Origin of the sequence: Ruegeria arenilitoris, assembly GCF_013030265.1 — a bacterium.
Taxonomy (GTDB): domain Bacteria; phylum Pseudomonadota; class Alphaproteobacteria; order Rhodobacterales; family Rhodobacteraceae; genus Ruegeria; species Ruegeria arenilitoris_E.
This window is the reverse complement of sequence record NZ_WPZQ01000008.1, coordinates 118,160-143,072: the sequence shown is the minus strand read 5'-3', so window position 1 is coordinate 143,072 and position 24,913 is coordinate 118,160. Positions and strand designations below refer to the sequence as shown.

Annotated in this window: 29 protein-coding genes; 15 read left to right on the top strand and 14 right to left on the bottom strand. The window is 57.1% G+C overall.

All coding sequences use genetic code 11. The features are described from left to right. Positions 1 to 388 precede the first annotated feature (388 nt). Entirely contained in the window at positions 389 to 1,198 is an 810-nt protein-coding gene (locus tag GOX61_RS15510; RefSeq protein ID WP_170335167.1) for a zinc-dependent peptidase, read from the top strand. 146 nt (positions 1,199 to 1,344) lie between these two features. After that, entirely contained in the window at positions 1,345 to 2,040 is a 696-nt protein-coding gene (locus GOX61_RS15505) for an alpha/beta fold hydrolase (protein WP_170335165.1), read from the top strand. Positions 2,041 to 2,106: 66 nt separating this feature from the next. Here the strand turns inward: GOX61_RS15505 and GOX61_RS15500 are convergent, their stop codons facing one another. The 10 genes from GOX61_RS15500 to secG all read right to left on the bottom strand — a co-directional run bounded on the left by GOX61_RS15500 (position 2,107) and on the right by secG (position 9,809). Further along, positions 2,107 to 2,913, bottom strand: a complete 807-nt coding sequence (locus GOX61_RS15500; RefSeq protein WP_170335163.1) for an ABC transporter permease — start codon at positions 2,911 to 2,913, stop codon at positions 2,107 to 2,109. Continuing rightward, a complete protein-coding gene (locus GOX61_RS15495; RefSeq protein WP_155151517.1) occupies positions 2,910 to 3,797 on the bottom strand; it encodes an ABC transporter permease in 888 nt (295 codons plus the stop codon). Before GOX61_RS15495 ends, GOX61_RS15500 begins: the two co-directional genes overlap by 4 nt. 83 nt (positions 3,798 to 3,880) lie before the next feature. Further along, entirely contained in the window at positions 3,881 to 4,630 is a 750-nt protein-coding gene (locus GOX61_RS15490; protein WP_155151515.1) for a transporter substrate-binding domain-containing protein, read from the bottom strand. Positions 4,631 to 4,662: 32 nt separating this feature from the next. Further along, positions 4,663 to 5,439: an ABC transporter ATP-binding protein gene (locus GOX61_RS15485; protein ID WP_170335161.1), complete on the bottom strand. Its 777-nt coding sequence runs from the start codon at positions 5,437 to 5,439 to the stop codon at positions 4,663 to 4,665. Positions 5,440 to 5,567: 128 nt separating this feature from the next. Continuing rightward, complete coding sequence (locus tag GOX61_RS15480) at positions 5,568 to 6,320, bottom strand: phosphate/phosphite/phosphonate ABC transporter substrate-binding protein (protein ID WP_437436575.1); 753 nt, start codon at positions 6,318 to 6,320, stop codon at positions 5,568 to 5,570. Further along, positions 6,317 to 6,754: a TerB family tellurite resistance protein gene (locus GOX61_RS15475; protein ID WP_155151512.1), complete on the bottom strand. Its 438-nt coding sequence runs from the start codon at positions 6,752 to 6,754 to the stop codon at positions 6,317 to 6,319. Before GOX61_RS15475 ends, GOX61_RS15480 begins: the two co-directional genes overlap by 4 nt. A 21-nt stretch (positions 6,755 to 6,775) precedes the next feature. Continuing rightward, entirely contained in the window at positions 6,776 to 7,225 is a 450-nt protein-coding gene (locus tag GOX61_RS15470) for a TerB family tellurite resistance protein (protein WP_170335159.1), read from the bottom strand. Positions 7,226 to 7,267: 42 nt separating this feature from the next. Next, on the bottom strand, positions 7,268 to 7,561 hold the full coding sequence (locus GOX61_RS15465) for a DUF1330 domain-containing protein (RefSeq protein ID WP_170335157.1): 294 nt from the start codon (positions 7,559 to 7,561) through the stop codon (positions 7,268 to 7,270). An 80-nt stretch (positions 7,562 to 7,641) separates the two neighbouring features. Next, positions 7,642 to 9,285 (bottom strand): CTP synthase, encoded by a 1,644-nt coding sequence (locus tag GOX61_RS15460; RefSeq protein WP_155151505.1) that lies wholly within the window; start codon positions 9,283 to 9,285, stop codon positions 7,642 to 7,644. A 158-nt stretch (positions 9,286 to 9,443) separates the two neighbouring features. Beyond that, complete coding sequence (gene secG / locus GOX61_RS15455) at positions 9,444 to 9,809, bottom strand: preprotein translocase subunit SecG (RefSeq protein WP_155151502.1); 366 nt, start codon at positions 9,807 to 9,809, stop codon at positions 9,444 to 9,446. Between the two features lie 150 nt (positions 9,810 to 9,959). Between secG and nthA the strand changes: the two genes are divergently transcribed. From nthA to GOX61_RS15425, 6 genes are all read left to right on the top strand, one after another. Further along, a complete protein-coding gene (gene nthA / locus GOX61_RS15450; RefSeq protein ID WP_170335155.1) occupies positions 9,960 to 10,574 on the top strand; it encodes a nitrile hydratase subunit alpha in 615 nt (204 codons plus the stop codon). Beyond that, positions 10,571 to 11,248, top strand: coding sequence for a nitrile hydratase subunit beta (gene nthB / locus GOX61_RS15445; RefSeq protein ID WP_170335153.1), 678 nt, complete (start codon positions 10,571 to 10,573; stop codon positions 11,246 to 11,248). Before nthA ends, nthB begins: the two co-directional genes overlap by 4 nt. Further along, positions 11,245 to 11,580, top strand: a complete 336-nt coding sequence (locus GOX61_RS15440; RefSeq protein ID WP_217353885.1) for a nitrile hydratase accessory protein — start codon at positions 11,245 to 11,247, stop codon at positions 11,578 to 11,580. Before nthB ends, GOX61_RS15440 begins: the two co-directional genes overlap by 4 nt. Positions 11,581 to 11,679: 99 nt before the next feature. Beyond that, positions 11,680 to 12,975, top strand: a complete 1,296-nt coding sequence (locus GOX61_RS15435) for an adenylosuccinate synthase (protein WP_170335149.1) — start codon at positions 11,680 to 11,682, stop codon at positions 12,973 to 12,975. Further along, positions 12,975 to 13,217: a DUF2842 domain-containing protein gene (locus tag GOX61_RS15430; protein ID WP_155151488.1), complete on the top strand. Its 243-nt coding sequence runs from the start codon at positions 12,975 to 12,977 to the stop codon at positions 13,215 to 13,217. Before GOX61_RS15435 ends, GOX61_RS15430 begins: the two co-directional genes overlap by 1 nt. 85 nt (positions 13,218 to 13,302) lie before the next feature. Further along, on the top strand, positions 13,303 to 14,019 hold the full coding sequence (locus GOX61_RS15425; RefSeq protein ID WP_170335147.1) for a hypothetical protein: 717 nt from the start codon (positions 13,303 to 13,305) through the stop codon (positions 14,017 to 14,019). Positions 14,020 to 14,089: 70 nt separating this feature from the next. On the opposite strand, the gene GOX61_RS15420 is transcribed toward GOX61_RS15425, so the two are convergent. Continuing rightward, on the bottom strand, positions 14,090 to 15,775 hold the full coding sequence (locus tag GOX61_RS15420) for a hypothetical protein (RefSeq protein WP_170335145.1): 1,686 nt from the start codon (positions 15,773 to 15,775) through the stop codon (positions 14,090 to 14,092). Between the two features lie 121 nt (positions 15,776 to 15,896). On the opposite strand from GOX61_RS15420, the gene GOX61_RS15415 reads away from it, so the two are divergent. Next, a complete protein-coding gene (locus GOX61_RS15415) occupies positions 15,897 to 16,604 on the top strand; it encodes a thiamine diphosphokinase (RefSeq protein WP_170335143.1) in 708 nt (235 codons plus the stop codon). Here GOX61_RS15415 and GOX61_RS15410 read toward each other — a convergent pair. The 3 genes from GOX61_RS15410 to GOX61_RS15400 are packed head-to-tail and all read right to left on the bottom strand — an operon-like array spanning position 16,549 to position 19,591. After that, positions 16,549 to 17,463 (bottom strand): DMT family transporter, encoded by a 915-nt coding sequence (locus GOX61_RS15410; protein ID WP_170335141.1) that lies wholly within the window; start codon positions 17,461 to 17,463, stop codon positions 16,549 to 16,551. The genes GOX61_RS15415 and GOX61_RS15410 overlap by 56 nt on opposite strands. A 51-nt stretch (positions 17,464 to 17,514) precedes the next feature. Next, positions 17,515 to 18,888 carry an L-serine ammonia-lyase gene (locus tag GOX61_RS15405; RefSeq protein WP_170335139.1) on the bottom strand — a complete coding sequence of 458 codons (1,374 nt, stop codon included), beginning with the start codon at positions 18,886 to 18,888 and terminating at the stop codon, positions 17,515 to 17,517. A gap of 1 nt (position 18,889) precedes the next feature. After that, on the bottom strand, positions 18,890 to 19,591 hold the full coding sequence (locus GOX61_RS15400; protein ID WP_170335137.1) for a glutathione S-transferase family protein: 702 nt from the start codon (positions 19,589 to 19,591) through the stop codon (positions 18,890 to 18,892). A 168-nt stretch (positions 19,592 to 19,759) separates the two neighbouring features. Between GOX61_RS15400 and rpiA the strand changes: the two genes are divergently transcribed. The 6 genes from rpiA to GOX61_RS15375 all read left to right on the top strand — a co-directional run bounded on the left by rpiA (position 19,760) and on the right by GOX61_RS15375 (position 24,798). Next, positions 19,760 to 20,545 (top strand): ribose-5-phosphate isomerase RpiA, encoded by a 786-nt coding sequence (rpiA, locus tag GOX61_RS15395; protein WP_155151470.1) that lies wholly within the window; start codon positions 19,760 to 19,762, stop codon positions 20,543 to 20,545. Between the two features lie 162 nt (positions 20,546 to 20,707). Further along, positions 20,708 to 21,094, top strand: coding sequence for a hypothetical protein (locus GOX61_RS22370; protein ID WP_217353884.1), 387 nt, complete (start codon positions 20,708 to 20,710; stop codon positions 21,092 to 21,094). A 58-nt stretch (positions 21,095 to 21,152) separates the two neighbouring features. Next, positions 21,153 to 22,511: a glutathione-disulfide reductase gene (gene gor / locus GOX61_RS15390; RefSeq protein WP_170335135.1), complete on the top strand. Its 1,359-nt coding sequence runs from the start codon at positions 21,153 to 21,155 to the stop codon at positions 22,509 to 22,511. Between the two features lie 72 nt (positions 22,512 to 22,583). Then, entirely contained in the window at positions 22,584 to 23,726 is a 1,143-nt protein-coding gene (gene hflK / locus GOX61_RS15385; protein ID WP_155151461.1) for an FtsH protease activity modulator HflK, read from the top strand. After that, on the top strand, positions 23,726 to 24,604 hold the full coding sequence (gene hflC, locus GOX61_RS15380; RefSeq protein WP_155151458.1) for a protease modulator HflC: 879 nt from the start codon (positions 23,726 to 23,728) through the stop codon (positions 24,602 to 24,604). Before hflK ends, hflC begins: the two co-directional genes overlap by 1 nt. Then, positions 24,604 to 24,798: a DUF2065 domain-containing protein gene (locus GOX61_RS15375; protein ID WP_170335133.1), complete on the top strand. Its 195-nt coding sequence runs from the start codon at positions 24,604 to 24,606 to the stop codon at positions 24,796 to 24,798. The genes hflC and GOX61_RS15375 overlap by 1 nt, the downstream gene beginning before the upstream one ends. Positions 24,799 to 24,913: the final 115 nt, after the last annotated feature.

Genomic DNA, 24,913 nt, shown 5'->3' with positions numbered 1-24,913 from the left:
ACTCCATTGGTCTTGCTCTCGCAAGGTGTAGCCGAGGAGAAATACGATGTCACGGAATTTGATCAAATTACCGCACGCCGTTTTGAGCTGACGTCTGAAAATCGGGATTGATTGGTTTCGTACGCAGGATCGCCGTGGGATTATTTGATTTGTACCAAACGCTCTTGGTGCATTCACTTGCCAAACTATAAGCAGAGATCTGCCCTAACAGTCAGGCGCATCAGGTTGGGCTTTCGCGACAAAGGGATGAACGCGTCGGGGTCAATTCGGCAACCTGCTGTGAATTTTCAGCTACCGGAATGCTGTCGTTCAGAACCAAGAACACCTATGTTGAGTTCCGGATGACATTCGGGTGTCATACGCTGACAGAGATTTGGGATGTTGTGCCATGTTGATTTTTTTTGCAATTCTGCTGCTGGTTGCAGGGGGGATGGGCTACTATTTCTGGTCCCGGAAACAGGCGCGTGCCACACTTCTTGCAACGCCTCTGTCGGAACATCAGCGTGCGGTCATCGAGGCAATGGTGCCGATTGTAAAACGGCTACCTCCGGATTTGCGTGACAGGCTGCAAGGTAAGGTGAACCTGTTTCTGGATCAGGTCGATTTCATTGGCTGCGATGATCTGGAAGTGACCGAAGAAATGCAGCTGTCCATTGCTGCGCAGGCCTGCATCCTCGTCGTGAACAGTGATATGTGGTACGACAACCTCACAACAATCCTGATTTATCCGAACGCTTTCAAATCCCAGCAACGCAGGCACAGTGGTTATGTGGTGACCGAGCAGGAGATTGTGCGCACCGGTGAAAGCTGGGATCGCGGACCGGTAATCCTGTCATGGGCCCACAGTAAGCAAGGTGCCAGAGATGACCATGACGGGCACAATGTCGTGTTTCATGAGTTCGCCCACCAGATCGACGATCTGTCTGGGGGTACGAATGGTGTTCCATTGCTGGCCGAAGGTCAGACCTTTGCGGAGTGGGAGCGCGTCTTTCTGACGGCCTTTGAGGCCCATGTTCATGCGGTTGAGAGTGGGCGTCGAACGGTGATCGATCCGTACGGCGCCGAGGGTCATGAAGAGTTCTTTGCCGTTTCGGTCGAAGTGTTTTTCGAGCGGCCGCAAGCCCTCAAGCATGAAAACCCGGAAGTTTATGAGCAATTGTCAAAGCTGTTCAGGTTGGATCCTGTTGCGTGGGTATAGCTGTACCACTGCTTGGTCGGGGACCGCTGCGTAGGTAGGGTAAGGGCTGCAGATCAATCCTGCCTGCCCACATTCCTTTGGACCAATTGCCGACGCTTCACCTACAGTAGACTTGGATCCATGAGTTCGAGGCAGAAGTTTAGGGTATGGCAACATTTGTTCTGGTTCACGGTGCCTGGCAGGGCGGTTGGTGTTGGAAGCGCGTCGCAAAGCTGTTGCGCCGGGCAGGACATGATGTGTTCACGCCAACACTAACGGGTCTTGGAGAGCGGTCGCATCTGTTCAGCAAAGACATCGATCTTGATACACACATCACGGATGTCCTTGCGGTGATTGAGTGGGAAGAATTATCCGAGATCATTCTGTGTGGTCACAGTTATGGTGGAATGGTTGTCACCGGAGTTGCTGACCATGCGCCTGAAAAAATCCGCTCTTTGGTCTATCTTGATGCGTTGGTGCCTGACGATGGTCAGAACACGTTGGACTGTCTGCCTGCCGAAGCGGCATCCGGCTTGCGGGATGGTTCAATGGATGGTCGCGCAGCGCCGGGACCGGCTGAGGCATTTTCCGTAAACGCTGATGACCGTGCGTGGGTCGACAGGCGTAACGTCGCCCATCCCTTCCGGAGCTTCGAGCAGCCCATTCGACTGGTGGGCGACTGGGAGAAAGTGGCCAGGCGCATCTATGTTTATGCAACCGGCTGGACCCCGGGGATTGGCCGCCCATATTTTGAGAAAGTCAGTCACGAGACCGAATGGCGGGCTGTTTCGGTAGAATGCGGGCACTACGTCATGATCGATGTGCCCGAAGAACTGACCCGCATCCTGTTAGCCGAAGTTTGATTGCGGCCGCGCTGAAGGTTTTTTGCGGGTGATGATCCAGCCGGACCAGATGTCAGAACCCGGCGCTTAGCGCGCCAGATTCAGACGGAAGCGCATCTTGGCTTTCCTGGCGGCGGGCAGGTGTCGGTTCAGTCGCTTGTTGACCAGACCAAAACCTCCGACGATCACCAGCGTCAGCAGGATGAAATAGAAGGCGAGGATCGGGTAGGGGATAAACGGGTTGAACGTTTTGTCCGCAAAATAGCTGGCGTAGTAGAGCGCATCACCGCGCTGTTGCCAGGCCGGGAATGCCGAGAAGAATACCAGTGTAGTGGCGTGGAACAGGAAAATGGCCTCGTTGGTGTAGGCAGGCCAAGCCAGTCGCAGCATAGTCGGCCAGACAATCCGGCGGAAACGCGACCAACCGGACATGCCGTAGGCATCCGCAGCTTCGATATCACCCTTGGGGATCGAGCGCAGGGCGCCATAGAAAATCTCGCCCGAATAGGCGGCCGTGTTCAGGAATAGCACGATCAGCGCACCCAGCCATGCCGATGTGAACGCATCGAACATCGGATAGGATTTCTTCAACGACAGGAAGAAGAAATAGGCGAAGAAAAACTGGATAAAGAGCGGTGAACCCCTGAAAATGAAGATGAACCACTCGGCCGGTTTGCGCAGCCACTTGTTGGGCGATGCCTTTCCGACCGCCAGTGCTGTGGCGAAAAAGAACCCTGTCGCCAGTGCCATGATCCCGAAATAGACGTTCCAGATCATGCCCGAGCCGATCAGTGTGAACTGCTCGCACAGGGTAAAGTCGCTGCGGGGCAACAGGCGTTCGCCAAGTCCGATTGAACGCAGGCCGTAGTCCTGAATGGTTTGCAAGCAGCTCATTGGGTGGTCTCCTTGCGCAGTAGCTCGCCACCGGATGTGGCCTGACCGTGGGACAGCTTGCGCATCAGACGCTCGAGCCCGATTTCCGAGACGCGGGTCATTCCAAGGTAGAAGATCAGCAGGAACAGGAAGTACCACATGCGCCAGTCACCATGCGGGTAGGCGGTAAATTTGGATGTCTTGGTACCGCCCAGTTCGCGGGCCCAATAGACGATATCTTCGATACCCAGCAGGAACAGCAACGGTGTCGCCTTGATCAGAACCATCCACAGATTGGACAGGCCGGGCAGGGCATAGACCCACATTTGCGGAACCAGGATGCGCCAGAATGTTTGGCGCCGCGTCATTCCATAAGCTTCGGCTGTCTCCAGCTGCGCGTGCGGAACGGCGCGCATACCTCCAAACAGGACGTTCGCTGCAAAAGCGCCGAACACGATAGAGAAAGTGATGACCGCGAGGAAAAAGCCATAGGTTTCGTGAACCCATTCCGGAGCAGTGCCCAGCGGTAGTTTTGCGGCCTGACAGACAAGGAAATCGTTGCCCTGACGAATGGGATCGGTCCATTCGGGGCATAGAATCTTGTGCCGCGTCCACTCGAACGCCTGATCCAATGCGATGACGAAGAACAGAAAGAAGGCAATGTCAGGAACGCCCCGGACGATTGCGATGTAACCTTTGCCGAGCCAGCTGAGCGGCAGGAAATGCGAGCGGGCGGCCATCGCACCGGCAAACCCAAAGCTGAGTGCAACGGGCGCGGTTACAGCCAGCAAAGCCAGAACCTTGACGAACGACAGGTAGAACGACCAGTGCACGCCGTTGGTCAGATAGCAGGAGAACCAGCGAAACGTGCCGAGCGTGTCGGGGTCAGCGCAATAGGAAAACATGAAGCGTCTTTCGAACGTCAGGCCTGACGGATGGTCAGGGTGATCCGGCGCCCAATCGGCGCCGGATCATTTAGACGGAGGGCTTAGTTGGTAACGACCGAGCCGTCAGCGTTGTAGGTGGGAACACCTTCGCCAAACCACTTAACGATCAGCTCGTTCAGTGTGCCGTCAGCTTTCATCGAGGTGATCGCTTCGTCGAACTTGCCGCGCAGTTCGCCATCCGATTCACGCAGGCCCAGGCCAATGCCACCGCCCAGCGGTACATCATCACCTACGAAAACCAGCTCGCCACTCGATTCTTCAACGATCGGAACGAGGAAGTCTTTGTCTGCGAATACCGCATCGGCTTCGCCGTTACGGACAGCCGCGATGGTTTCTTCCGGAGTTGCGAATTCCACCAGTGTTGCGCCGCTTTGCGCAATGTGGCCTGCCTGAATGGTCGCTGTCTGTGCTGCGACAATGCCACCGCTCAGATCAACACCGTCCGAAGCTGCTGCATATGCCGAAGCTGCTGGCGGGAAGTAGTTCTGGGTAAAGTCGATGACTTCATCACGCTCGTCAGTTATCGACATGCCGGCGATGATGGTGTCGTAGTTGCCCGAAACCAGGTTCGGAATGATCGAATCCCAGTCGTTCTTGACCCACTCGCATTCCAGACCGGCGCGCTTGCACAGCTCGTCGCCAACTTCACGCTCGAAGCCGTCGATCTCACCCGCATCGTTGATGAAGTTGTACGGAGGGTAAGCGCCTTCGGTACCCATGCGGACAGTGTCGGCCATTGCGATACCGGCGGTCAGCGCCAGTGCTGCTGTGGTCAGAATCAGGTTTTTCATTGGTTACTCCCCAGTTTGGTTCTGTTCTGAAGTTATGCCGCCTTGGTGGCGGAGAGAAAACCCTGAAGCCGTGCGGATTCAGGGGCTGTAAAGATATCCTCGGGTGTGCCTTCTTCTTCGATCAGGCCCTGATGCAGGAACACGACGTGGCTGGAGATATCAGCCGCCATTTTCATGTCATGTGTCACGATGATCATGGTGCGGCCTTCAGCGGCCAGATCCTTGATCACCTTGATTACTTCCTGCTCCAGTTCAGGGTCGAGCGCCGAGGTTGGCTCATCAAACAGAAGTGCTTCGGGCTCCATGCAAAGACCGCGGGCGATGGCCGCGCGCTGTTGTTGGCCACCCGACAGCTGAGCCGGGTAGACATCGCATTTGTCACCGATGCCAACCTTTTCAAGATACTTGCGGGCGCTGTCCTCAACCTCGGCCTTGTCGCGGCCAAGAACGGTGACGGGTGCCTCCATCACGTTTTGAAGGATCGTCATGTGCGCCCACAGATTGAACTGCTGGAACACCATCGACAGGTTTGTACGGATGCGCAGTACCTGTTTTGGGTCGGCCGGGCGGCGGTGGTGATGATCACCAGACCAGCGTACGGGCTCACCCTTGAACAGGATTTCGCCTTGCTGGCTGTCTTCCAGCAGGTTGCAGCAGCGCAGCAGAGTGGATTTTCCGGACCCGGATGAGCCGATCAGAGAGACGACGTCGCCCCGATGCGCGGTAATGTCCACTCCTTTCAACACTTCGAGATGACCGAAGCTTTTGTGAAGGTTTTTGATCTCGATGACGGGAGCGGATTCTGTCACGGGTAGTCCAGATGTTGTTGGCGTCGTTGGTGCGGTACTAGGGCTTAAAAAACTGACCAATGCAATGCGCAAATGACAAGTTCAAGACCCGAAACCGCCGAAATGACCAGAGGTTTTGGTCAAAATGGTCAGGTTTGTGTGCGAATTGCCTGCGGCGTTGGCGGATTGGGAACGGCGAGGTAGTCCTCGGCTGCGATATCGATCAACCCATGGATGTGAAGCGCTTGCCGGTCTTCTGGTGTCAGGCTGTCGATCGCTGCCCGAACGGCTTGTCCGATGCGGCCTGCATCCTGTCCGTTTGAGGTGATATAGGGCAGCACAGGTGTCGGTTTGGTTGTTGTGACCTGACACAGCTTGTCGCCCAGATCCGAATGTTCGGTGAGCAGCGTCCAGGTCAGGGCATCTAGTGAGGCAAGATCAGCGCGTCCTTCAGCCACCGCCTGAGCCGACAGAGCGTGGCCGCCCGTTTCCAGAAGGGAACTGGGTGTAAGCCCAAGGTCTGACAGATGAACCACCGGTGCGGCCCAGCCGGATTGCGACAGCGCTTCGTTGTAGGCAAAGGTCCCGGCGACGAGTCCTTCAAGATCGCGGTCATCATCGACCCGTGCAACAAAAACCGAGCAGTAGTGGCCGGGTGGGCAACCGGGTAAGCCGTAATCCGGTGTCCCAACCAGTTGTACCTCACCGTGCAGACGTGTCCGGTAGGGCATGCCGCAGGTTTGTGCGAAAACCAGTTCCGGATCTTTCCAGATGTCCCAGAAATCGCGATCTCTGGTCAGGTGCTCCGGGCCTTCGCCCAGATGGGCACGAATCAAAGTCCAGAATCGGTCATTGGCTGGCTGAAGTGCTGGCATGTCATACATGCCCAGCATTGCGGTCACGATTTTGCAGCCTTCTGACGGGCGAGTGCCGAATCCACGTCACTGATGCCCAGCAGACTGACAGCCAATCGGATCAGCGAATCTTCGTCTTCCGAGCGTTCGCCATCGGCCAGCGCCACGGACCAAAGTGCCTCGACCACGCCAAGGCGATGGTCATAAGGGACAGCCTCTTTGATTGCGCGGGTGAAGCGGACAGTGTCGGGGGCCTGGGCCTCCAGATCTTCGGCGCGGGCGCGTAAACCTGCAGCCTCGAACGGCGACAGGCCATAACGTTCGGCTGATATGCGGTCGATCCGAGCCATCTCGGTATCGGCATAGTCATTGTCGGATCGCGCAATGCGTACCAGCAGGGCCGTCAGGGCCAAGCGGGCATCATCATCGGCAAGCGGGTCGGGCTGCGGCTGTGTGAGCCGGGACAGGAAATCACTGAACATGCAGAAAGATATAGACGCAGGTTAGCTGGCTTCCAAGCGACTTTGCACCCGTTCGCGTGCATCGCGACTGTCGTTAAAGCTGAGTCCCATGGCAGCGCGGGCTTCTTCGACGATCTTGATCTCACCTTCGTCCGAGTTGCCATCGGCCAGAACAACCTCCCACAACGCCTCAAGCGCTGCCAAGCGTTCCTGCAGATCAGTGGTTTCGCGGATCAGTTTGCCAAATGTATCGGTTTCCGGCGCCGCAGCATGTAACTTTTCGCAGGTTGCGCGGACTTTGGCGGCTTCAATCGCGTTGTGCTGATAAAGCCGGGCGAGAATCCGGTCGATCAGGCTGATTTCCTCGACCTTGTAATCCCGATCGGCCTGCGCAACGCGCACCAAAAGAGCACCCAGGGCAAGCTCGGCATCCGGATCTGGCAGGGTGGTTTGTTGCGGCGGGCGAAACGCCTGAAAGAACTTCTTCAGCATGGGCACAGGTTATTCCATATTTTGTGGTCCGCCAAGCAGAGACTACCCGTCATAGCCCTGAATGATCACAAGATCGCCCATCGACACAGGATCGCGCAGGGCCTTTGCCTTCTGATAGGCATCGCTTTCATAGCAGGCTAATGCCTGTTCGTAGCTGGGAAATTCGATCACCACGGTCCGTGATCTTGATGCGCCCTCTTTGACCACGCGATCGCCACCGCGCACAAGAAAGCGCGCGCCGTACTCAGCGAAGGGTTCAGCGTTGGCGGTGATGTACTTTTTGTACGTATCCATGTCGTCCACGTCGACATGGGCAACCCAATATCCTTTGGTCACAGGCTCGGCTCCGTAATTTGCTCCGGGCCAAACTGACCCGGAACGAAGAGCAAGGCAACCAAAAGAGGTGTGCAGAAGCGTCAGACCAGACGCGAGGTTTCCTTGGCTGCGCGCACGAACTCGCGGAACAGAGGATGAGGATCAAAGGGTTTGGATTTCAGTTCGGGATGGTATTGCACCCCGATGAACCATGGGTGATCCGACCATTCGACTATCTCGGGCAGGCGACCATCCGGAGACATGCCCGAGAACTTCAGGCCAGCCTCTTCGAGCTTCTCGCGGTATTTGATGTCCACCTCATAGCGGTGGCGGTGGCGCTCTTCGATATTGGTGCTGCCATAGACTTCAGCAACCTTTGAGCCTTCGCCTAGAACAGCATCATAAGCGCCCAGGCGCATGGTGCCGCCCTTGTCGTCGCCAACCTTGCGTTCGACCTTGTGGTTCCCCTGCACCCATTCTTTGAGGTGATAAACCACTGGCTCAAAACGCTTTTTGCCTGCTTCGTGATCGAATTCTTCGGAACCGGCCTCTTTGATGCCCGCAACATTGCGGGCAGCTTCGATGACGGCCATCTGCATGCCAAGACAAATGCCCAGATAAGGCACCTTGTGCTCGCGCGCGTATTGCGCTGCTTTGATCTTGCCTTCTGTGCCGCGCTCTCCGAACCCGCCAGGAACGAGGATTGCGTGATAGCCCTCCAGATGCGGAGCCGCGTCTTCCTTGTCGAAAATCTCGGCATCGACCCACTCAACCTTGACCTTAACGCGGTTGGCCATGCCACCATGGGTCAGGGCTTCGGCGATCGACTTATAGGCGTCTTCCAGCTGGGTGTATTTACCGACGATAGCAACCTTCACTTCGCCTTCGGCGTTGTGGATACGGTCGCTGACATCTTCCCATTTCGCCAGATCGGGTTTCGGTGCCGGGCTGATCTGGAACGCATCCAGAACCGCCTGATCCAGACCTTCGCGGTGATACGCCAGCGGAGCGTCGTAGATCGTGCTCAGGTCCTGCGCGGCAATTACGCTGTCAGGGCGGACGTTGCAGAACAGTGCCAGTTTTTCCCGCTCTTTGGTCGGGATAGGCCCTTCGGAGCGACAAACCAGAATGTCGGGGGCCAGACCAATCGAGCGGAGCTCTTTCACCGAGTGCTGGGTTGGCTTGGTTTTCAGCTCGCCAGAGGCCTTGATGTAGGGCAGCAGTGTGAGGTGCATAAAGATACACTGACCACGCGGTTTATCCTGGCTGAACTGACGGATCGCTTCGAAAAACGGCAGGCCTTCGATGTCGCCAACGGTGCCACCGATTTCGCACAGCATGAAATCAACCTCATCTTCGCCAATGGAGATGAAATCCTTGATCTCGTTGGTGACGTGCGGGATCACCTGAATGGTTTTACCAAGGTAATCACCACGGCGTTCTTTCTCGAGCACGTTGGAATAGATCCGGCCTGAACTGACCGAGTCGGTTTTGCGCGCAGCAACGCCGGTGAAACGTTCGTAGTGACCAAGGTCCAGATCGGTTTCCGCGCCATCATCGGTGACGAACACTTCGCCATGTTCGAATGGTGACATCGTGCCCGGATCGACGTTCAGATAGGGGTCGAGCTTGCGCAGACGCACCGAATATCCCCGGGCCTGCAGCAGCGAGCCCAAAGCCGCCGAAGCCAGTCCTTTGCCCAAGGACGAAACCACACCACCAGTGATGAAAATAAAACGCGCCATGTTTTCGGCTGCTCCCGTGAGACGTCAAAATCAGCTGCCCGACGGTTCCGAAAAACCGCTGCATCACGGGACTTCACATATAAAGGATTCGCGCCAATAGCGCAAGAGAACCGCAAGATGCTGTTGCAGTTCTCTTTTAGGTTTCTAGGTCTAGTGGATCAGTCGGCTTGCGGAATCAGCGGCGCGTTGTCGCCCTGCGTCGGAGGCAGCAGATCATCCGCCGACGGAACCGCCGGTGTGCTTTCTTCGGTCGCCGCAGGTGCCGGAACGCCCAGACGATCGATGACCGAACTGCCAGAAGACTTCTGAGCGGCCAGAATGGTCAGCGTGATCGAGGTCACGATAAAGCACGCAGCCAAAATCCATGTCAGCTTACCCAGAGCGGTTGCAGCTGCGCGACCGGTCATGGCACCGCCGCCACCGCCGCCCATGCCAAGGCCACCGCCTTCGGACCGCTGCATCAGAACAACGGCAATCAGGCCAAGGGCCAAGAGGAGGTGGATGATGAGAACGACGTTTTCCATGGTCTTCCTGTGCGGCGTGACGTGTATCGCGTGGTATCTATGCAAGTTTGATGCTGGGGGCAAGGGAGGAGTTGGCATCAAGAACGGTGATGTTTCAGATCACGGCAAAGGGACTGGACAGCAGGGCTTTGCCTCGCGCAGGCTGCGGCCATGCCACATGATGATCACGACCACCCGCACGCCCTTTTGCCACCTGAACCCGCGCTCCGCGTCAAAGCGCTTGAGACGATTCTGACTCGCAAGGGTTTGATCGATCCCGCGGCGTTGGATGAGATCATCGATACCTATCAAAACAAGATTGGTCCCCAGAACGGCGCGCGTGTCGTCGCCAAGGCTTGGGCAGATCCCGAATTTAAAGATTCTTTGCTCAATGATGCGACCTCGGTGGTGGCTGAATTGGGCTACTACGGTCGTCAAGGTGAGCACATGGTCGTGGTCGAGAATACGCCTGGGCAGCACAATATGGTCGTTTGTACCTTATGCAGCTGTTACCCATGGCCGCTGCTGGGAATTCCGCCGGGCTGGTACAAATCCGATGCCTACCGCGCCCGCGCTGTGCGAGAGCCGCGCAAGGTGCTGGCCGAATTCGGGGTTACGTTGCCCGCTGAAACATCGGTGCGCGTTTGGGATTCGACAGCAGAGGTGCGGTATCTTGTTCTGCCGATGCAACCGAAAGGGAGCGAAGGGTTTAGTGAGGAAGAGCTTGCCGCCCTTGTCACGCGGGACAGCATGATCGGAACCGGCCTGCCCAAGGTGCCATCATGACGCGCGTACATGATATGGGCGGGCGTTTCGGTGACGGTCCGGTTAATCCCGAATCTGAGGATGCCCCGGTGTTTGCCGAAGACTGGCACGCGCGGGCTCTGGCAGTGACGCTTGCCGCCGGATCGCTGGGGCAGTGGAACATTGATATCTCGCGCCATGCCCGCGAGAGGTTGTCGCCCAAGGACTACACGCGGTTTTCCTATTACGAGAAGTGGATTTCTGCTCTCGCCGACCTGTTGGTTCAAAGCGGTGTGTTGACCGAAGAGGACTTGCGGGGTGAGGCTGACGGTGGCGAGCATGCTCTGGCCAATCGGGCATTGAAGGCGGAAGCGGTAGCAGGTGTATTGGCCAGTGGCGGTCCCGCTGATCGGCCTTCGAACGTGCCTGTGGAATTCGAAATCGGGCAGGAGGTCGTCACTGCACGCCCGGCTGCGAACCGTCTTGTTGACGGTGGACACACGCGGTTACCCATTTACGCAGCCGGAGCGAGGGGCCGCATTCTGATGGTCCATGGAACACATGTGCTGCCCGACTCGAGCGCGCACAGATTGGGTGAGGCACCTGAACCCCTTTATGCCGTGGCATTCCCTGCATCAGAACTGTGGGCGAACCCGGAACATCCACAGGATGAGGTCGTGCTGGATCTGTGGCAAAGCTATCTGGAACCCGAATGAGTGACTGTCTGACGCATTCCGCCCCTGAACCTGTCTTTGTCGAGCCATGGCATGCGCAGGTATTTGCCGTGACTGTGGCATTGAACGAAGCCGGTCGGTTTAACTGGTCGTACTGGGCGGCACGGTTTTCACAGACTCTTAAGCGTCATGGCCTGGATCGCGAACTGGATGGTGGTGATGACTACTTCCATGCCTGGCTTGAAACATTGGAATCACTGCTGGCCGAGCAGGGCGAGGCGGCACCGGCAGATGTGGATACGATGAAAAATGCTTGGGAAGATGCCTATCTGACGACCCCGCACGGCCAGCCGGTGCGATTGGCACCTGTCTGAGCCTCCGATAGGTTCAACTGCGTCGAATTACCGGTTTCCCTGCCGCTTTCCCCCCGCTATACGAGCCGAGTTTGATAACTCAGCGCAAAAGGACCGGATATGGCCAATGTGGTTGTTGTCGGCGCCCAGTGGGGTGACGAAGGAAAAGGCAAGATCGTCGACTGGCTCAGCGAGCGGGCGGATGTGATCGCGCGTTTTCAGGGCGGGCATAATGCAGGGCATACGCTGGTCATTGACAGCGAGGTTTACAAGCTGAACGCGCTTCCATCCGGCGTTGTGCGCGGCGGCAAGCTGAGTGTGATTGGCAACGGTGTTGTTCTGGACCCGTGGCATCTGGTTGGCGAAATCGCATCGATCCGCGAACAGGGTGTCGAGATCACGCCCGAAACACTGATGATTGCGGAAAACACCCCGTTGATTCTTCCGATCCACGGTGAACTCGATCGCGCCCGTGAAGAGGCCGCCAGCAAAGGCACCAAAATCGGGACCACAGGTCGCGGTATTGGCCCGGCATACGAAGACAAGGTAGGCCGCCGTTCGGTGCGTGTTGCTGATCTTGCTGACCATGCAACGCTGGAAGCACGTGTTGATCGCGCGTTGCAGCACCATGACCCGCTGCGCAAGGGTTTGGGGATCGAGCCGGTTGATCGCGATGCCCTGATTGCTCAGTTGAAAGAGATTGCCCCGCAGATTTTGCCGTTCGCTGCGCCCGTCTGGAAAGTGCTCAACGAAAAACGCAAAGCTGGCAAGCGGATCCTGTTCGAAGGCGCGCAGGGTGCATTGTTGGACATCGATTTCGGTACCTATCCGTTCGTGACCTCATCCAACGTAATTGCCGGGCAGGCCGCGACTGGGGTTGGCATCGGCCCGGGCTCGGTCGATTTCGTTCTGGGGATCGTCAAAGCATATACCACCCGCGTCGGTGAGGGGCCGTTCCCGACCGAGCTGGATGACGACGACGGCATGCGTCTGGGTACTCGTGGACATGAGTTCGGAACCGTAACTGGCCGTAAGCGCCGCTGTGGCTGGTTCGATGCCTGCCTGGTGCGCCAAACCTGCGCGACCAGCGGTGTTAACGGCATCTCGCTGACGAAGCTGGACGTTCTGGACGGGTTTGAAACCCTGAAGATCTGCGTGGGCTATGATCTGGACGGCGAACGTCTGGATTATCTGCCAACCGCAGCTGATCAGCAGGCGCGCTGCACGCCGATCTACGAGGAAATGCCAGGCTGGAGCGAATCCACTGAGGGTGCACGCAGCTGGGCCGAACTGCCAGCCAATGCGATCAAGTATGTACGTCGGGTCGAAGAACTTATCGAATGCCCGGTCGCACTTCTTTCCACCAGCCCGGAGCGGGATGACACCATTCTGGTGACCGACCCGTTTGCAGATTGATGAGTGGTGAACAGAAATCTGGCCTAAGCTACAAGGCTCGCCGGCGCTGGTCGCTGGTGATCCTTGTGATCGGGTTGCCGCTTTACATTGTGGCGGTGGTGACGGTGGTGAACTGGCTCGACCGTCCACCAATCTGGGTCGAACTTCTGGTCTACATCGTACTTGGCGTTTTGTGGGCACTGCCGTTCAAGTTCGTCTTTCGTGGTGTCGGCAAAGAAGACCCAGATCAGGATTCAAACTAGCCCCGGCTGTTGATCGAAAATCACCTGCATGACAAACTCACTGAATCGAATGTGTTTTGGTGATATATTGGCTTGCAGGTGAAACATGAAACAAGCGGTTGCGGGGGCATTTGCGATTGCCATATCGGGGATTGCCCCAGAGCCTGTGCAGGCCAACGATTGGGATTTTGTGGTAGCACCATATCTCTGGGGACCGGAATTCAGAACGTCTCTGGATATTGGACCCAATCCCCCGGTCGATGGCAGTAAGTCTATCTTTGATATTCTGAACAGCGCGTTCCTTATTGCCGGTGAGGCGCGAAAGGGACGATGGGCGATTGGTGGAGAGTTCAACTATCTCAATCTCGGAGATAACGTTCCGATTGGCCCATTCAACGATCTGGCGAACTGGGAACTCGATGGCATCATGATGTCTCTGGGCGCCAGCTATACGGTGTTTCAGGACAGCCAATCGCGCGTCGAGGCGATGGCAGCGTTGCGCCATTGGGACCTTGATCTTTCAACGACTGTTGCTCGATTTACAGCCAGCACGGATCAGAGCTGGACCGATCCGCTGATCGGCGCGCGATACCACCGGGCGATCAATGACCGGTGGAACTTTTCTGCGATGGGGAATGTTGGCGGGTTTGGCGTTGGGTCAAAATTTCAGTGGGAGGCATTGATCCAGGCAGGCTGGAAATGGACTGACACGACCCATGTTGTTGGCGGATACCGCCACCTGAGCGTTGATTTCGAAGGCGGACAAAATGTTATCGATCTGACGTTGACCGGTCCTTACGTCGCACTGGCATTCAACTTCTGACTTTAGTGATCATAGGCAAAAAAGAACGGCCGGAGAAACTCTCCGGCCGTTACCATTTTCTGTTTGTGCCTTACCCGGCCGCGCGTTTGTCGTCCGGACGGAAACCAATCTGGTTCGAGGCCGCGAAACGACCTCCACCGGCCTTTTCGATCTTACCGTCGCGCAGCAACTGACCGAACGAGCGCAGGCTCTCTTCACGATTGAACTCATCCTGCTTCAACGAGCGGACCTTGTTCATGAGTTGCGGGCGCGAGAATTGTTCCTGGCCTTCGATGAAGGACAGATAGGCCGCAGCCGCTTCGAGCAGATCGGGAAGGGATTGAGCGCCTTGTTCCTGTGCAAACGAGGCAAAGCCGCCTTCTTCTGATGTATCTTCGTCCTCTTGAGCGGCTGTGACACGGCGCGGCGTAATAGGCCCTGCATCTGTGTCCTGCGTATCGATGCGCTGCTCAGCCACCAGTTTGAGGGGCGCCGCATTATCGGTTTCAGGGCGCAGGCTTGTGACTTCAATCTCGGCAGGGCGACGGGGGCTGACAACGGACGCCAGATCGCCGCGATAGTCGGCGTCGCCCGCAGCGGCAGCATCTTCACCCGCCTCGTCGCGCTCTGCTTCGGTGGCAGCAACTGCTGTCCGCAGGTGCGAATAGGTTTCTCGCTGATCGTTGGTCGCAGGGTCGTCCATCCGTGCGTCGGCCTTGTCCATCAGTCGTGAAACATCCTGATCAATGCCGGATTCTTCGGACAGTTTATGGCCGGTACGGGCATCCATCTCTGCTTCGACTTCCGAAATCTCATTCAGCAGATTGTGTTCGTCCTCTGCGGTCAGGATACCATCATGCGATTCGAACACGATGTCGGACTGCTCCAACTGCAGAGTGCTGTTCTCGTCGTTTTCAGTTACATCGTCTTCATCAGATTCATCGACATCGAGAATGTTGACGATTTCATCCTGTTCTTCTTCGGCCTCGGGCGCTTCGTCGAGATCCGAGAACAGAACGTCAGTGGGTTGATCAGCCTCGGCCAGTTCTTCCTGAACCTCTGCTTCGGCAATGGTTTCCTCGATTTCGGGGGTCGCTTCGGGTTCAATGACTGGTTCAGGCGCTTCAGGAGCAGCTTGCGGGGCTTCGCCCGTTGCCGTGTCGTCCAGATCCTCGGGGCTCAGGGCGCCCGACTCGAATGCCGCCGAAATGGCGTCAACCTTTGGCTGGGCTGGGGTCAGGTATCCGTTGTCTTCATCCTCGGAATACGCTGTCGAGCCTTCGTCCGCATGCGAAACAACCGCGCGGATGCGCTGCAGCTTGGCAGCGATGCTGTCGGCGGCAGCGGGCTGAGCAGGTTCAACCGGTTCGGCCTCGGCAAAGAATGCGTCAGCGCTTGTGGAGGGCGCCGTGTCCACAACAGTCAGATCGGGGGTGCTGTCAGGCGTTTGTTGTGGCTGGGGTTGTGGTTGTTCGGCTGCGATTACCGGCGCGACCGGCTGTGGTTCGGCTGTGGGCGCTTCTTCGGTTGCGCGTAATAGCAGGCCAGTTTCATTCTGGCTGGCCTCGACACGGCGCGAAGCGTCGCGCTGGGCGATGCGGGTCAGCATTTCTGCGTCTGGCTGTGGGGGTTCCGATCCAAAGTAGCGATCATCCGCTGCGAGATCGCGAAAATACTCTGCAATCGCTTTCATCGTTTCAAATGAATCATCAAAACCTTCCAAAGTGCACGAGAAGGTTCCGTAGGAAACGGTCAATACCTTGTTATTCTGTACCATCAGACGCACGTCCTTTACAAACTACAGAGCCAATCCGCGCGACGCTGGGCGCAGAGTCGGCTCGGAACTGTCTAGATGAACCTATCATTTTGTGGTCTCAATGTGTCCAAAACCGGGAAAAATGGTCAATCTTGTAAAAAATAGCCCGATTGTATGTTCTCAGAGGCCAATAGCACTGATCGGAGGGGGACAAATCGGTCCTGATGACCTGAATTTGGTGCTAAGCCGCGTCAATCAGGTGGTCGCAGCGGATGGTGGAGCCGCCGCCGTCATCGAATCGGGTCGGATGCCGGACGCGGTAATCGGAGACTTCGATTCGTTGGAGAGAAGGTATCGCGAGCAGATCCCGGAAGAGCGTTTGTTTCCGATACGTGAACAAGATAGCACCGACTTTGACAAAGCACTACGCAGCATTGAAGCGCCTCTTGTTTTAGGTGTCGGGTTTCTGGGGGGGCGTCTGGATCATCAGCTTGCCGTACTTAATGCGTTGGTCCGGCTTCCCGATCACCGCTGTATCTTGCTGGGCGAGCATGAGGTCGCGTTTCACGCACCCCCACATATCACGATGACCATTGAGCCGGGGCAGACAGTTTCATTGTTTCCGTTTCAGCGTGTAACGGGGCGAAGTAAAGGTTTGGAATGGCCAATCGATGGGCTGGTTCTGGAACCGGATGGGCGAGTTGGGACCTCAAACCGGGCCATGTCGGATGTTGAGCTTGAGGTGGATGGTCCGGGCCTGCTGGTCATGGTGCCGCGAACGGCTTTGGATCAGGTCATGCTGGCGTTTCAGTCGGAGCGGACCGGGCGTTGGCGCGCTCACGCAGGATGACATAGAGCCCGGCGCAGATGGTGATCAGAATCCCGATCGCCGCAAGGCCATCAGGCAGATCGTGAAAGATCATCCATCCGATCAGCGTTGCCACGGGAATCTCGAGATATTGCATCGGTGCGAGCGTGGCGGAAGGCGCATAGCGTAGCGACCATGTCATCAGCAGATGAGCGACCGTTCCCAACACGCCGATCGCGATCAGCAGCCAGTGGGTTTCGCCTGCGGGTACGATCAAAGAGAGCTCCCATATGTCGGCCCCTGTCCCGATCAGGAGAAGCGGAAGAAGCATCACTGTCGCGAAAGAGCCCGAAACCGCCTGGAGTGCGATCGGATCTGTTTCTTTCGCGATCTTCCGTGTGACCAGCATGAAAAACGAAAACACCACCGCGACCACGAGCGGCAGCAAAGCGGGTGCACCGACCTCGGCAAAGCTGGGTTGGATAACCAGCAGGGTGCCAATGAAACCAACGATGCACGCGATCAGACGCCGGGCACCGACTTCCTCACCCAACACATAGCTGCCCAGCAGCAGCATGATGAAAGGCATGACGAAGGCGATCGCGACCGCATCGGCCAATGGCAGATATTGCAGCGCACTGAACATGGCGGCAATCCCCGCGATGTGCAGGATCGTGCGGATCAGTGTTAACCTCAGTATACGGCCACTCATTCGCCAGGGACGACCCGTCACAGCGACCAGCGGGATCAGGATGATCGCCTGAACAGCAAAGCGGACCAGAACCAGCAGACCCAGTGGGGTTGTTTCGCCCAGCAGTTTGGCCATTGCATCACCAAGCGGTGCAAGCACACAAAAACCAAGCATCAGAAAGATGCCAAAGACGGGACGATCCTGGGTCATGACGGGCACGCTAGGTCAAGCCGTGCCCGTGTGAAAGAGCAAACTGTCAGGTCAGCAATTGGGTACGTTTACGGCAAGGCCACCCAGAGAAGTCTCTTTGTACTTTTCATGCATGTCATGCCCGGTCTGGCGCATGGTTTCGATCACCGCATCCAACGGCACGAAGTGTTTGCCATCCCCGCGCAGCGCAAGCGAAGCTGCAGAAACTGCCTTGATTGCAGCCAGTCCGTTGCGCTCAATGCAGGGAACCTGAACCAGACCTGCAACAGGATCGCAGGTCATGCCCAAATGATGTTCCAGCGCAATCTCAGCTGCGTTCTCAACTTGCTCGGGCGTGCCGCCCATCACTGCGCACAGGCCTGCCGCGGCCATTGCCGAGGCGCTGCCGACCTCTGCCTGACACCCGGCTTCGGCACCGGAGATCGAGGCGTTATACTTGACCAGTCCGCCAATCGCGGCGGCGGTTAGTAGAAAATCCTCGATATGGCTTTCCGAGGCGCCGGGCACGTGATCCAGATAGTACCGAAGCACCGCAGGCAAAGTCCCTGCAGCGCCATTGGTGGGCGCGGTGACCACCTGACCGCCTGCAGCGTTTTCTTCGTTCACGGCCATCGCGTAGACGCTCATCCAGTCATTGATGGTGTGCGGCGCGTTCAGGTTCATGCCGCGCTCGGCTTGCAGCGCGTCATAGATACCCTTGGCGCGGCGGCGTACATTCAGGCCACCGGGCAGGATGCCGTCGGTGGTAAGGCCGCGCTCGATGCAATTGTTCATTACTTCCCAAAGTCGCGCCGACCCTTTGGCGAAGCTATCGGCACAGCCGCGCGCAATCTCGTTCTCGCGCTTCATCGCAGCGATGCTCTTGCCGCTTGAGTTCGCCATTTCCAGCATCTCGGCAGCCGAGTGAAACGGGTAGGGTACAGCTGGGCCGTCGTTGGTATCTTTGCCTTCGGCCAGTTCTTCTTCGGTCAGGACAAATCCGCCGCCGACGGAATAATAGACCTGTCGCAGGATCACATCGCCCTGCGCGTCGGTTGCCATCAGGATCATGCCGTTGGCGTGACCGGGCAGGTTGTGGTCATAGTCAAAGACAAGATCTGTTTTCGGATCGAATTTCAGTGTCGGCAATCCGTCGGGTGTGACCGTGTGCGTCGCCGCGATTTCAGCCAGCGCTGCCTCGGCCTTGTCATTGTCGTAATTGTCCGGGACGAAGCCGGCCAATCCCAGAATGGTGGCCCGGTCGGTGGCGTGCCCGACACCGGTAAACGCCAGAGACCCGTGCAGCGATCCACGCAGTCCTGCGAAGTCAAACGGAGAGGCGCGCATCAGATCAAGAAACCGCGCGGCTGCAACCATTGGTCCCATGGTGTGCGAAGAGGAAGGGCCGATGCCCACTTTGAACATATCGAAGACAGAGAGGAACATGTCAGGTAGCTGAGCCTTCTGGAGGGTTGGCGTAAGTCGGAGATGTAAAGGGCGTGACGCCCAATCCTTCGGCAGCAATAGCCGCGCGGGTTGCAGGTCGGGTTTCCATCTGCATCAGGATTTGTTGCAGGTAGGGTGTGTCAGCTAGTTGATACCAGCTGCGGTCGATCTTGGCAGGATAAAGCGCCATCCAGCGCATCATGCAGGCCAGATAGTAACATAGAACAGTGGGTTGATCACCGCGCAGCCAATCGGGGGCATTTTGCGCCTCAGCATCCAGCAGCTTCAGGTGTTGTCGCAGCCTGGGCTGGATGCCTGCGCGCAAAGTGCCGGCCTCTACCGGGTCGATGTACTTTTCCGCATAGAACAGGATGCGCAAATCGGCATGCAGCGTGTTTGATGCAAAAAACAACCATTTGAGAAAGGCGGCCCGGTCCGGATCATTCGGGTCAGGTGCCATCTGGCCATGTTGGTCGGCGAGCCACAGCAATATGGCCGCAGTTTCGAAAATTGGGCCCTGAGGCGTTTCGAGTACCGGTATCAGACCATTGGGGTTGAGGGCCCTGTAAACTGCTCCATCCTGTTCGTTCCGGCGGCGGTTAACCAGCGCGGTTTCATAGGGCTGACCCATCTCTTCCAACACCAGCCGGATCACCAGCGAAGCGTTGTCGGGGGCGTAGTGGAGCAGGTACGGCTTTTCCATCATGCTTAATTATAGCAGAGCCGCGGTGCGGGAAGACTCGATTGCGACGTTTCCAATAGGAAACGCGTATTTCAGCGACATGTTTTGCGGGGGCGGGATGCGAATTGGGTCTCGCAGTTGTGCAGGGCTTTCCGTATAAGTCCGGCTAAGACTTGAGGGGAAGCTGCAATGACCGGAAAACTGTCACCCATCGACAATGCCAAGTATGTCGCTGCGCGTCGCGCAGCTGAAATGGTTCAGGACGGAATGCGCGTCGGTTTGGGAACCGGATCGACCGCAGCATGGCTGGTGCGTCGTCTGGGCGAACGCGTTCGCGACGAAGGCCTGAAGATCAAAGGTGTTCCGACCTCGACTGCGACCGCGCAACTGGCGCGCGAGGTTGGCATCGAAGTCGTCTCGCTGGATCAGGCTGGCTGGCTGGATCTGACAATTGACGGGGCGGACGAGTTCGACGGTGAGCTGAGCCTGATCAAAGGTGGTGGTGCAGCGCTGTTGCAGGAAAAAATCGTTGCCACCGCTAGTGACCAGATGGTTGTGATCGCCGACGCGGGCAAGGAAGTCGAGGCACTGGGCGCATTCCCGTTGCCGGTCGAGGTGATCCCGTTTGGCTGGCAGACCACCCGCACACTCATCGAAGAAGCGCTGGATACGATGGATGTTCTGGGTACCTCTGTCACGCTGCGGATGAATGGAGAGGCCCCCAAGATCACAGATGAGGGGAACCACATTCTGGATCTGCATTTGCAGCGCATCGGCAACCCAAGACAGCTGGCACTGGTATTGAATCAGGTGCCGGGAGTGGTCGAAAATGGACTGTTCATCGACATCTGTGACAAAGTTGTGATCGGTCACGGCGATGGCCGGGTCGAGCTGCGCGACATCAATGAAGGCACCGTTGAGGTCGACGAACTGGGTGATGACGGCGAGAACCTGTTTTCAGATCTTGCGGATTGAGGGTTGGAAGGAAGACCTACCTATGTGGTCAGAGAAACTCGGCTGACGCGATCTGTACGTTTGTTGATCAGGGGGGGCTGGGCCACGTTTTTGAGGCTGATGCCGTTTGCTTATTTCGGGTACGCACCGCGTGCAGAAGGGCCAGTTGCCTTTTTCTATGATTTGTCGTTTGGCATTCTGGCTGCGAGCATCCTTGTCTATTTGGTTCAACTGTTACGTAGGAAAGATGTTGTGGCCGCCGTCACACCCGAGGGACTTTCCTTTGCTCACAAAAAGCCGAGCGGGCTGTGTGAAATTGTATCCTGCGGTTGGAATGAAGTTTGGGCAATTGAGGTTTTGCGGATTGAACGGTGGGCACCTATTCCAACCCAAACAATCTGTATTCGCCTTCGAAACGAACACAGCTTCGCGGATTTTCCGTTGAAAGGCATTCCGCAGAGCATATCTGACGAATTCATCAAAGCGCTGCGCCAACACTGGCCGGATTTGGATATCCCCTGGGAGGCTCAACTTGCCAAGCGGAAGACTATGGACAGCAGCGCGAGATAGAGTACACCCCTTGTAGCGCCTTTGTGGTGATTGCTGAAGTTTGGAAGAGGCAGTGCAAATGAGCTTTGACTATGATCTGTTCGTCATCGGCGGAGGCTCGGGCGGGGTCCGGGCGGCGCGTGTGGCTGCCGGTGAAAACGGCGCCAAAGTGGCGCTGGCCGAAGAGGATCGCTATGGCGGGACCTGCGTTATCCGGGGCTGCGTTCCGAAAAAGCTGATGGTTTTCGCCAGCGAATACGCAGACATGGTCGAGGATGCGCAGGCCTATGGCTGGGATATCAAGCCCGGCGCGTTCAATTGGGATATCTTCCGCGGCAAGCTTTATGCTGAGCTGGACCGGCTGGAGGGGATCTATCGCAATATCCTCAAGAACAACGGTGTCGAGACATTCGACCAGCGCGCCCGCCTCGTGGATCCGCATACGGTGGAACTGGCTGACGGGACGCGCAAGAGCGCGAAACATATCCTGGTCGCGACGGGTGGACGACCGGTTGTGCCTGAGTTCCCAGGATCTGAACTGGCCATTACCTCGAACGAGATCTTCCATCTGGACAAACTGCCAGAGACGATGCTGATCGTCGGTGGCGGCTATATCGCTTGCGAGTTTGCCGGGATCATGAATGGCATGGGCGTCAAGACGACCCAGTTTTATCGCGGGGCGCAAATCCTGCGCGGTTTCGACGACGAAGCGCGGGGCCTTATCTGCGAAGAGATGTGTCAGAATGGCGTTGATGTTCATCTGGGCACCAATGTGCTTGAGATGAAGAAACAGGGCGACAAAATCTGGGTAAAAGCCACGAATGGCTCAGAACAGCTGTTTGATGTGGTCATGTATGCCACAGGCCGTGCACCCAATGCTGACGACCTTGGACTCGAAGGGCTTGGCGTCGAGCGCGGACGGAAGGGCGAAATCGTGGTGGACGAATACAGTCAGACTGCCGTGCCTTCGATCTATGCGATTGGCGACGTCACCGACCGTGTAAACCTGACACCGGTGGCGATCCGCGAAGGGATGGCATTTGTCGAAACGGTTTTCAAAGGCAATCCGACACCGGTGGACCATGAACTGATCCCGACAGCGATTTTTACGCAGCCCGAAATGGGCACCGTGGGCCTGAGCGAGGAAGAAGCAGCCGAGCAGGAACCGATCGAAGTTTATGCGACTTCGTTCAAGCCGATGCAGAAATCGTTTGCCGGGGGCACGCAGCGCGTGTTGATGAAACTGATCGTAAGCCGGGCTACAAGGAAGGTATTGGGATGCCATATTGTGGCACCGGGTGCGGGAGAAATGATCCAGTTGGCCGGAGTCGCAGTAAAAATGGGTGCAACCAAAGAAGATTTCGACCGTACGGTTGCGGTTCATCCCGTGATGGCCGAAGAACTGGTTACAATGCGGCAACCTGTACGCACCGCTTGATTTGCAAGCGCGCGTACACAGGTTACAAGGGAAACCGTGATCACACGGGCCAAAACGAAGGAATTGAAACACATGGCGGGCAACAGCGGTGGCCCCTGGGGGGGCGGAGGCTCTTCCGGCGGCGGAGGAAACAGGGGTAACAACGGAGATGGGCGTCGCCCACCCGAAGGCGATGGCCCGCAGATTCCCGAAATTGATGAGCTGATGAAAAAGGGTCAGGAGCAACTGCGCGTCCTTATGGGCGGTCGCGGAGGCTCGGGCCAGGGCGGTGGCCAGGGCTCTGGCGGCGGCGGGCCTGCGTTTACCAAAGGCACGGTCGCAATTGGCCTGCTGGTAGCGGCTGGTCTTTGGGCCGCGGCAAGCTTCTATACCGTGAAACCCGAAGAACAGTCGGTCGAGCTGTTTCTGGGCGAGTTTTCTTCAGTCGGTAATCCTGGTCTGAACTTTGCCCCTTGGCCTGTTGTCACTGCAGAAGTCATCCCGGTAACACGCGAACAGACCGAAGATATGGGTGGCACGCGCGGTAGCGATGATGGCCTGATGCTGACTGGCGACGAAAATGTTGTCGATATCGATTATCAGGTTGTCTGGAACATCAACGATCCGGCCAAGTTCCTGTTCAACCTACGTGACCCACGCCAAACAATCCGCGCGGTTTCTGAATCGGCCATGCGTGAGATCATTGCGCAAAGCGAGCTGGCACCAATCCTGAACCGGGATCGCGGTGTAATTGCGGACCGTCTGCAGGAACTGATCCAGTCCACGATGGACAGCTATGATTCCGGCATCAACATCGTCCGCGTCAACTTTGACAAAGCCGACCCGCCTCAGGACGTGATTGCTGCGTTCCGCGACGTTCAGGCCGCTGCTCAGGAGCGTGACCGCGAACAGAATATCGCGGATGCCTATGCCAACCAGGCGCTTGCGCAGGCACGTGGTGAAGCTGCGCAGGTACTGGAAGAGGCCGAGGCGTACCGCGCCCAGCAGATCAATAGCGCACAAGGTGAAGCCAGCCGCTTCAGCGCGGTTTTGGAAGAATACTCCAAGGCCCCCGACGTGACCCGCAAACGCCTCTATCTGGAGCGGATGGAGCAGGTTCTGGGTGATGTCGACAAGATCATTCTGGACGAAAACTCGACCGGTTCGGGGCAGGGCGTCGTGCCGTATTTGCCGCTGAACGAATTGCGCCGCAATCAGGCCGAGGAGAGCAACTGATGCGTAAGTCACCTATTATTCTCATTCTGGTCGTGATCCTTGGCGTTGTTGGCCTGTCCTCGATCTTTATCGTGGACGAACGTGAACGCGCGCTGGTGCTGCAATTTGGTCGTGTCGTTGCGGTCAAAGAAGAGCCCGGTCTGGCGTTCAAGATTCCTTTGATTCAAGAAGTCGTGCGCTATGACGACCGTATCCTGTCCATCGACGTTCAGCCGCTGGAGGTTACGCCTCTGGATGATCGTCGTCTGGTGGTCGATGCTTTTGCCCGCTACCGCATCTCGGACCTGAATCAGTTCCGTCAGGCGGTTGGTGTCGGTGGCATCCCTGTGGCTGAGGACCGTCTTGATCGTATCCTGCGCGCTGAAACTCGTGAAGTTCTGGGTTCGGTCTCGTCGCGTGACATCCTTAGTTCGGACCGTGCGGCCCTGATGCTGCGGATCCGCAACAGCGCGATTGCCGAAGCGCGCGCGCTGGGTGTCAACGTGATCGACGTGCGCCTGAAGGCAACCGATCTGCCGCAGGCCAACCTCGAGGCGACCTTCGACCGGATGAAGGCCGAGCGGGAACGCGAAGCAACTGACGAACGCGCCCGCGGTAAGGAAGCCGCGCAGCGCATCCGCGCGCAGGCCGACCGGACCGTGGTTGAACTGGTCTCGGATGCCAACCGCGAAGCCGAGATCATTCGCGGTGAGGCTGATGCTGAACGCAACGCGATCTTTGCCGAAGCCTATGGTGCGGATCCGGAGTTCTTTGAATTCTACCGGTCACTAAGCGCCTATGAAAACGCGCTGCAGGGCGGCAACAGCTCGATGATTCTGAGCCCGGATTCGGAATTCTTTAACTACCTGAAATCGCCCACCGGGCAGGCGACCCAGTAATGGGTATGGTTCTGCTGGCCTTAGGGCTGGTGTTGATTGTCGAGGGGCTGGCCTATGCGCTGGCCCCTTCGCTTATTGAGCGCATGTTGGAAGTTTTACGCGCGCTGCCGGAATCCGCGCGACGACTTGCAGGCCTGCTATGTGTCGTGAGTGGGTTCATTCTGCTTTGGGGTGCTTATCAGCTGGGGTTTTGATCGATTGATTTCACTTGCCGGTGAATTCCCCATGATCCCGAGTTGCGGGCGAGAACAAACTGACTACATTGGATATCAAGCGCGGTTACCCCTACGGGGTGGCTGGATAATGCAT

Coding starts and splice junctions, on each gene's coding strand:
- nthA (WP_170335155.1), top strand. CDS start 9,960: ATGCCACATGATGATCACGACCACCCGCACGCCCTTTTGCCACCTGAA.
- GOX61_RS15435 (WP_170335149.1), top strand. CDS start 11,680: ATGGCCAATGTGGTTGTTGTCGGCGCCCAGTGGGGTGACGAAGGAAAA.
- GOX61_RS15430 (WP_155151488.1), top strand. CDS start 12,975: ATGAGTGGTGAACAGAAATCTGGCCTAAGCTACAAGGCTCGCCGGCGC.
- GOX61_RS15415 (WP_170335143.1), top strand. CDS start 15,897: ATGGTCAATCTTGTAAAAAATAGCCCGATTGTATGTTCTCAGAGGCCA.
- secG (WP_155151502.1), bottom strand. CDS start 9,809: ATGGAAAACGTCGTTCTCATCATCCACCTCCTCTTGGCCCTTGGCCTG.
- rpiA (WP_155151470.1), top strand. CDS start 19,760: ATGACCGGAAAACTGTCACCCATCGACAATGCCAAGTATGTCGCTGCG.
- hflK (WP_155151461.1), top strand. CDS start 22,584: ATGGCGGGCAACAGCGGTGGCCCCTGGGGGGGCGGAGGCTCTTCCGGC.
- GOX61_RS15475 (WP_155151512.1), bottom strand. CDS start 6,754: ATGTTCAGTGATTTCCTGTCCCGGCTCACACAGCCGCAGCCCGACCCG.
- GOX61_RS15405 (WP_170335139.1), bottom strand. CDS start 18,888: ATGTTCCTCTCTGTCTTCGATATGTTCAAAGTGGGCATCGGCCCTTCC.
- GOX61_RS15495 (WP_155151517.1), bottom strand. CDS start 3,797: ATGTTTTCCTATTGCGCTGACCCCGACACGCTCGGCACGTTTCGCTGG.
- GOX61_RS15510 (WP_170335167.1), top strand. CDS start 389: ATGTTGATTTTTTTTGCAATTCTGCTGCTGGTTGCAGGGGGGATGGGC.
- GOX61_RS15400 (WP_170335137.1), bottom strand. CDS start 19,591: ATGGAAAAGCCGTACCTGCTCCACTACGCCCCCGACAACGCTTCGCTG.
- GOX61_RS15420 (WP_170335145.1), bottom strand. CDS start 15,775: ATGGTACAGAATAACAAGGTATTGACCGTTTCCTACGGAACCTTCTCG.
- GOX61_RS15460 (WP_155151505.1), bottom strand. CDS start 9,285: ATGGCGCGTTTTATTTTCATCACTGGTGGTGTGGTTTCGTCCTTGGGC.
- GOX61_RS15505 (WP_170335165.1), top strand. CDS start 1,345: ATGGCAACATTTGTTCTGGTTCACGGTGCCTGGCAGGGCGGTTGGTGT.
- GOX61_RS15440 (WP_217353885.1), top strand. CDS start 11,245: ATGAGTGACTGTCTGACGCATTCCGCCCCTGAACCTGTCTTTGTCGAG.
- GOX61_RS15470 (WP_170335159.1), bottom strand. CDS start 7,225: ATGCTGAAGAAGTTCTTTCAGGCGTTTCGCCCGCCGCAACAAACCACC.
- nthB (WP_170335153.1), top strand. CDS start 10,571: ATGACGCGCGTACATGATATGGGCGGGCGTTTCGGTGACGGTCCGGTT.
- hflC (WP_155151458.1), top strand. CDS start 23,726: ATGCGTAAGTCACCTATTATTCTCATTCTGGTCGTGATCCTTGGCGTT.
- GOX61_RS15375 (WP_170335133.1), top strand. CDS start 24,604: ATGGGTATGGTTCTGCTGGCCTTAGGGCTGGTGTTGATTGTCGAGGGG.
- GOX61_RS15500 (WP_170335163.1), bottom strand. CDS start 2,913: ATGAGCTGCTTGCAAACCATTCAGGACTACGGCCTGCGTTCAATCGGA.
- gor (WP_170335135.1), top strand. CDS start 21,153: ATGAGCTTTGACTATGATCTGTTCGTCATCGGCGGAGGCTCGGGCGGG.
- GOX61_RS15490 (WP_155151515.1), bottom strand. CDS start 4,630: ATGAAAAACCTGATTCTGACCACAGCAGCACTGGCGCTGACCGCCGGT.
- GOX61_RS15410 (WP_170335141.1), bottom strand. CDS start 17,463: ATGACCCAGGATCGTCCCGTCTTTGGCATCTTTCTGATGCTTGGTTTT.
- GOX61_RS15425 (WP_170335147.1), top strand. CDS start 13,303: ATGAAACAAGCGGTTGCGGGGGCATTTGCGATTGCCATATCGGGGATT.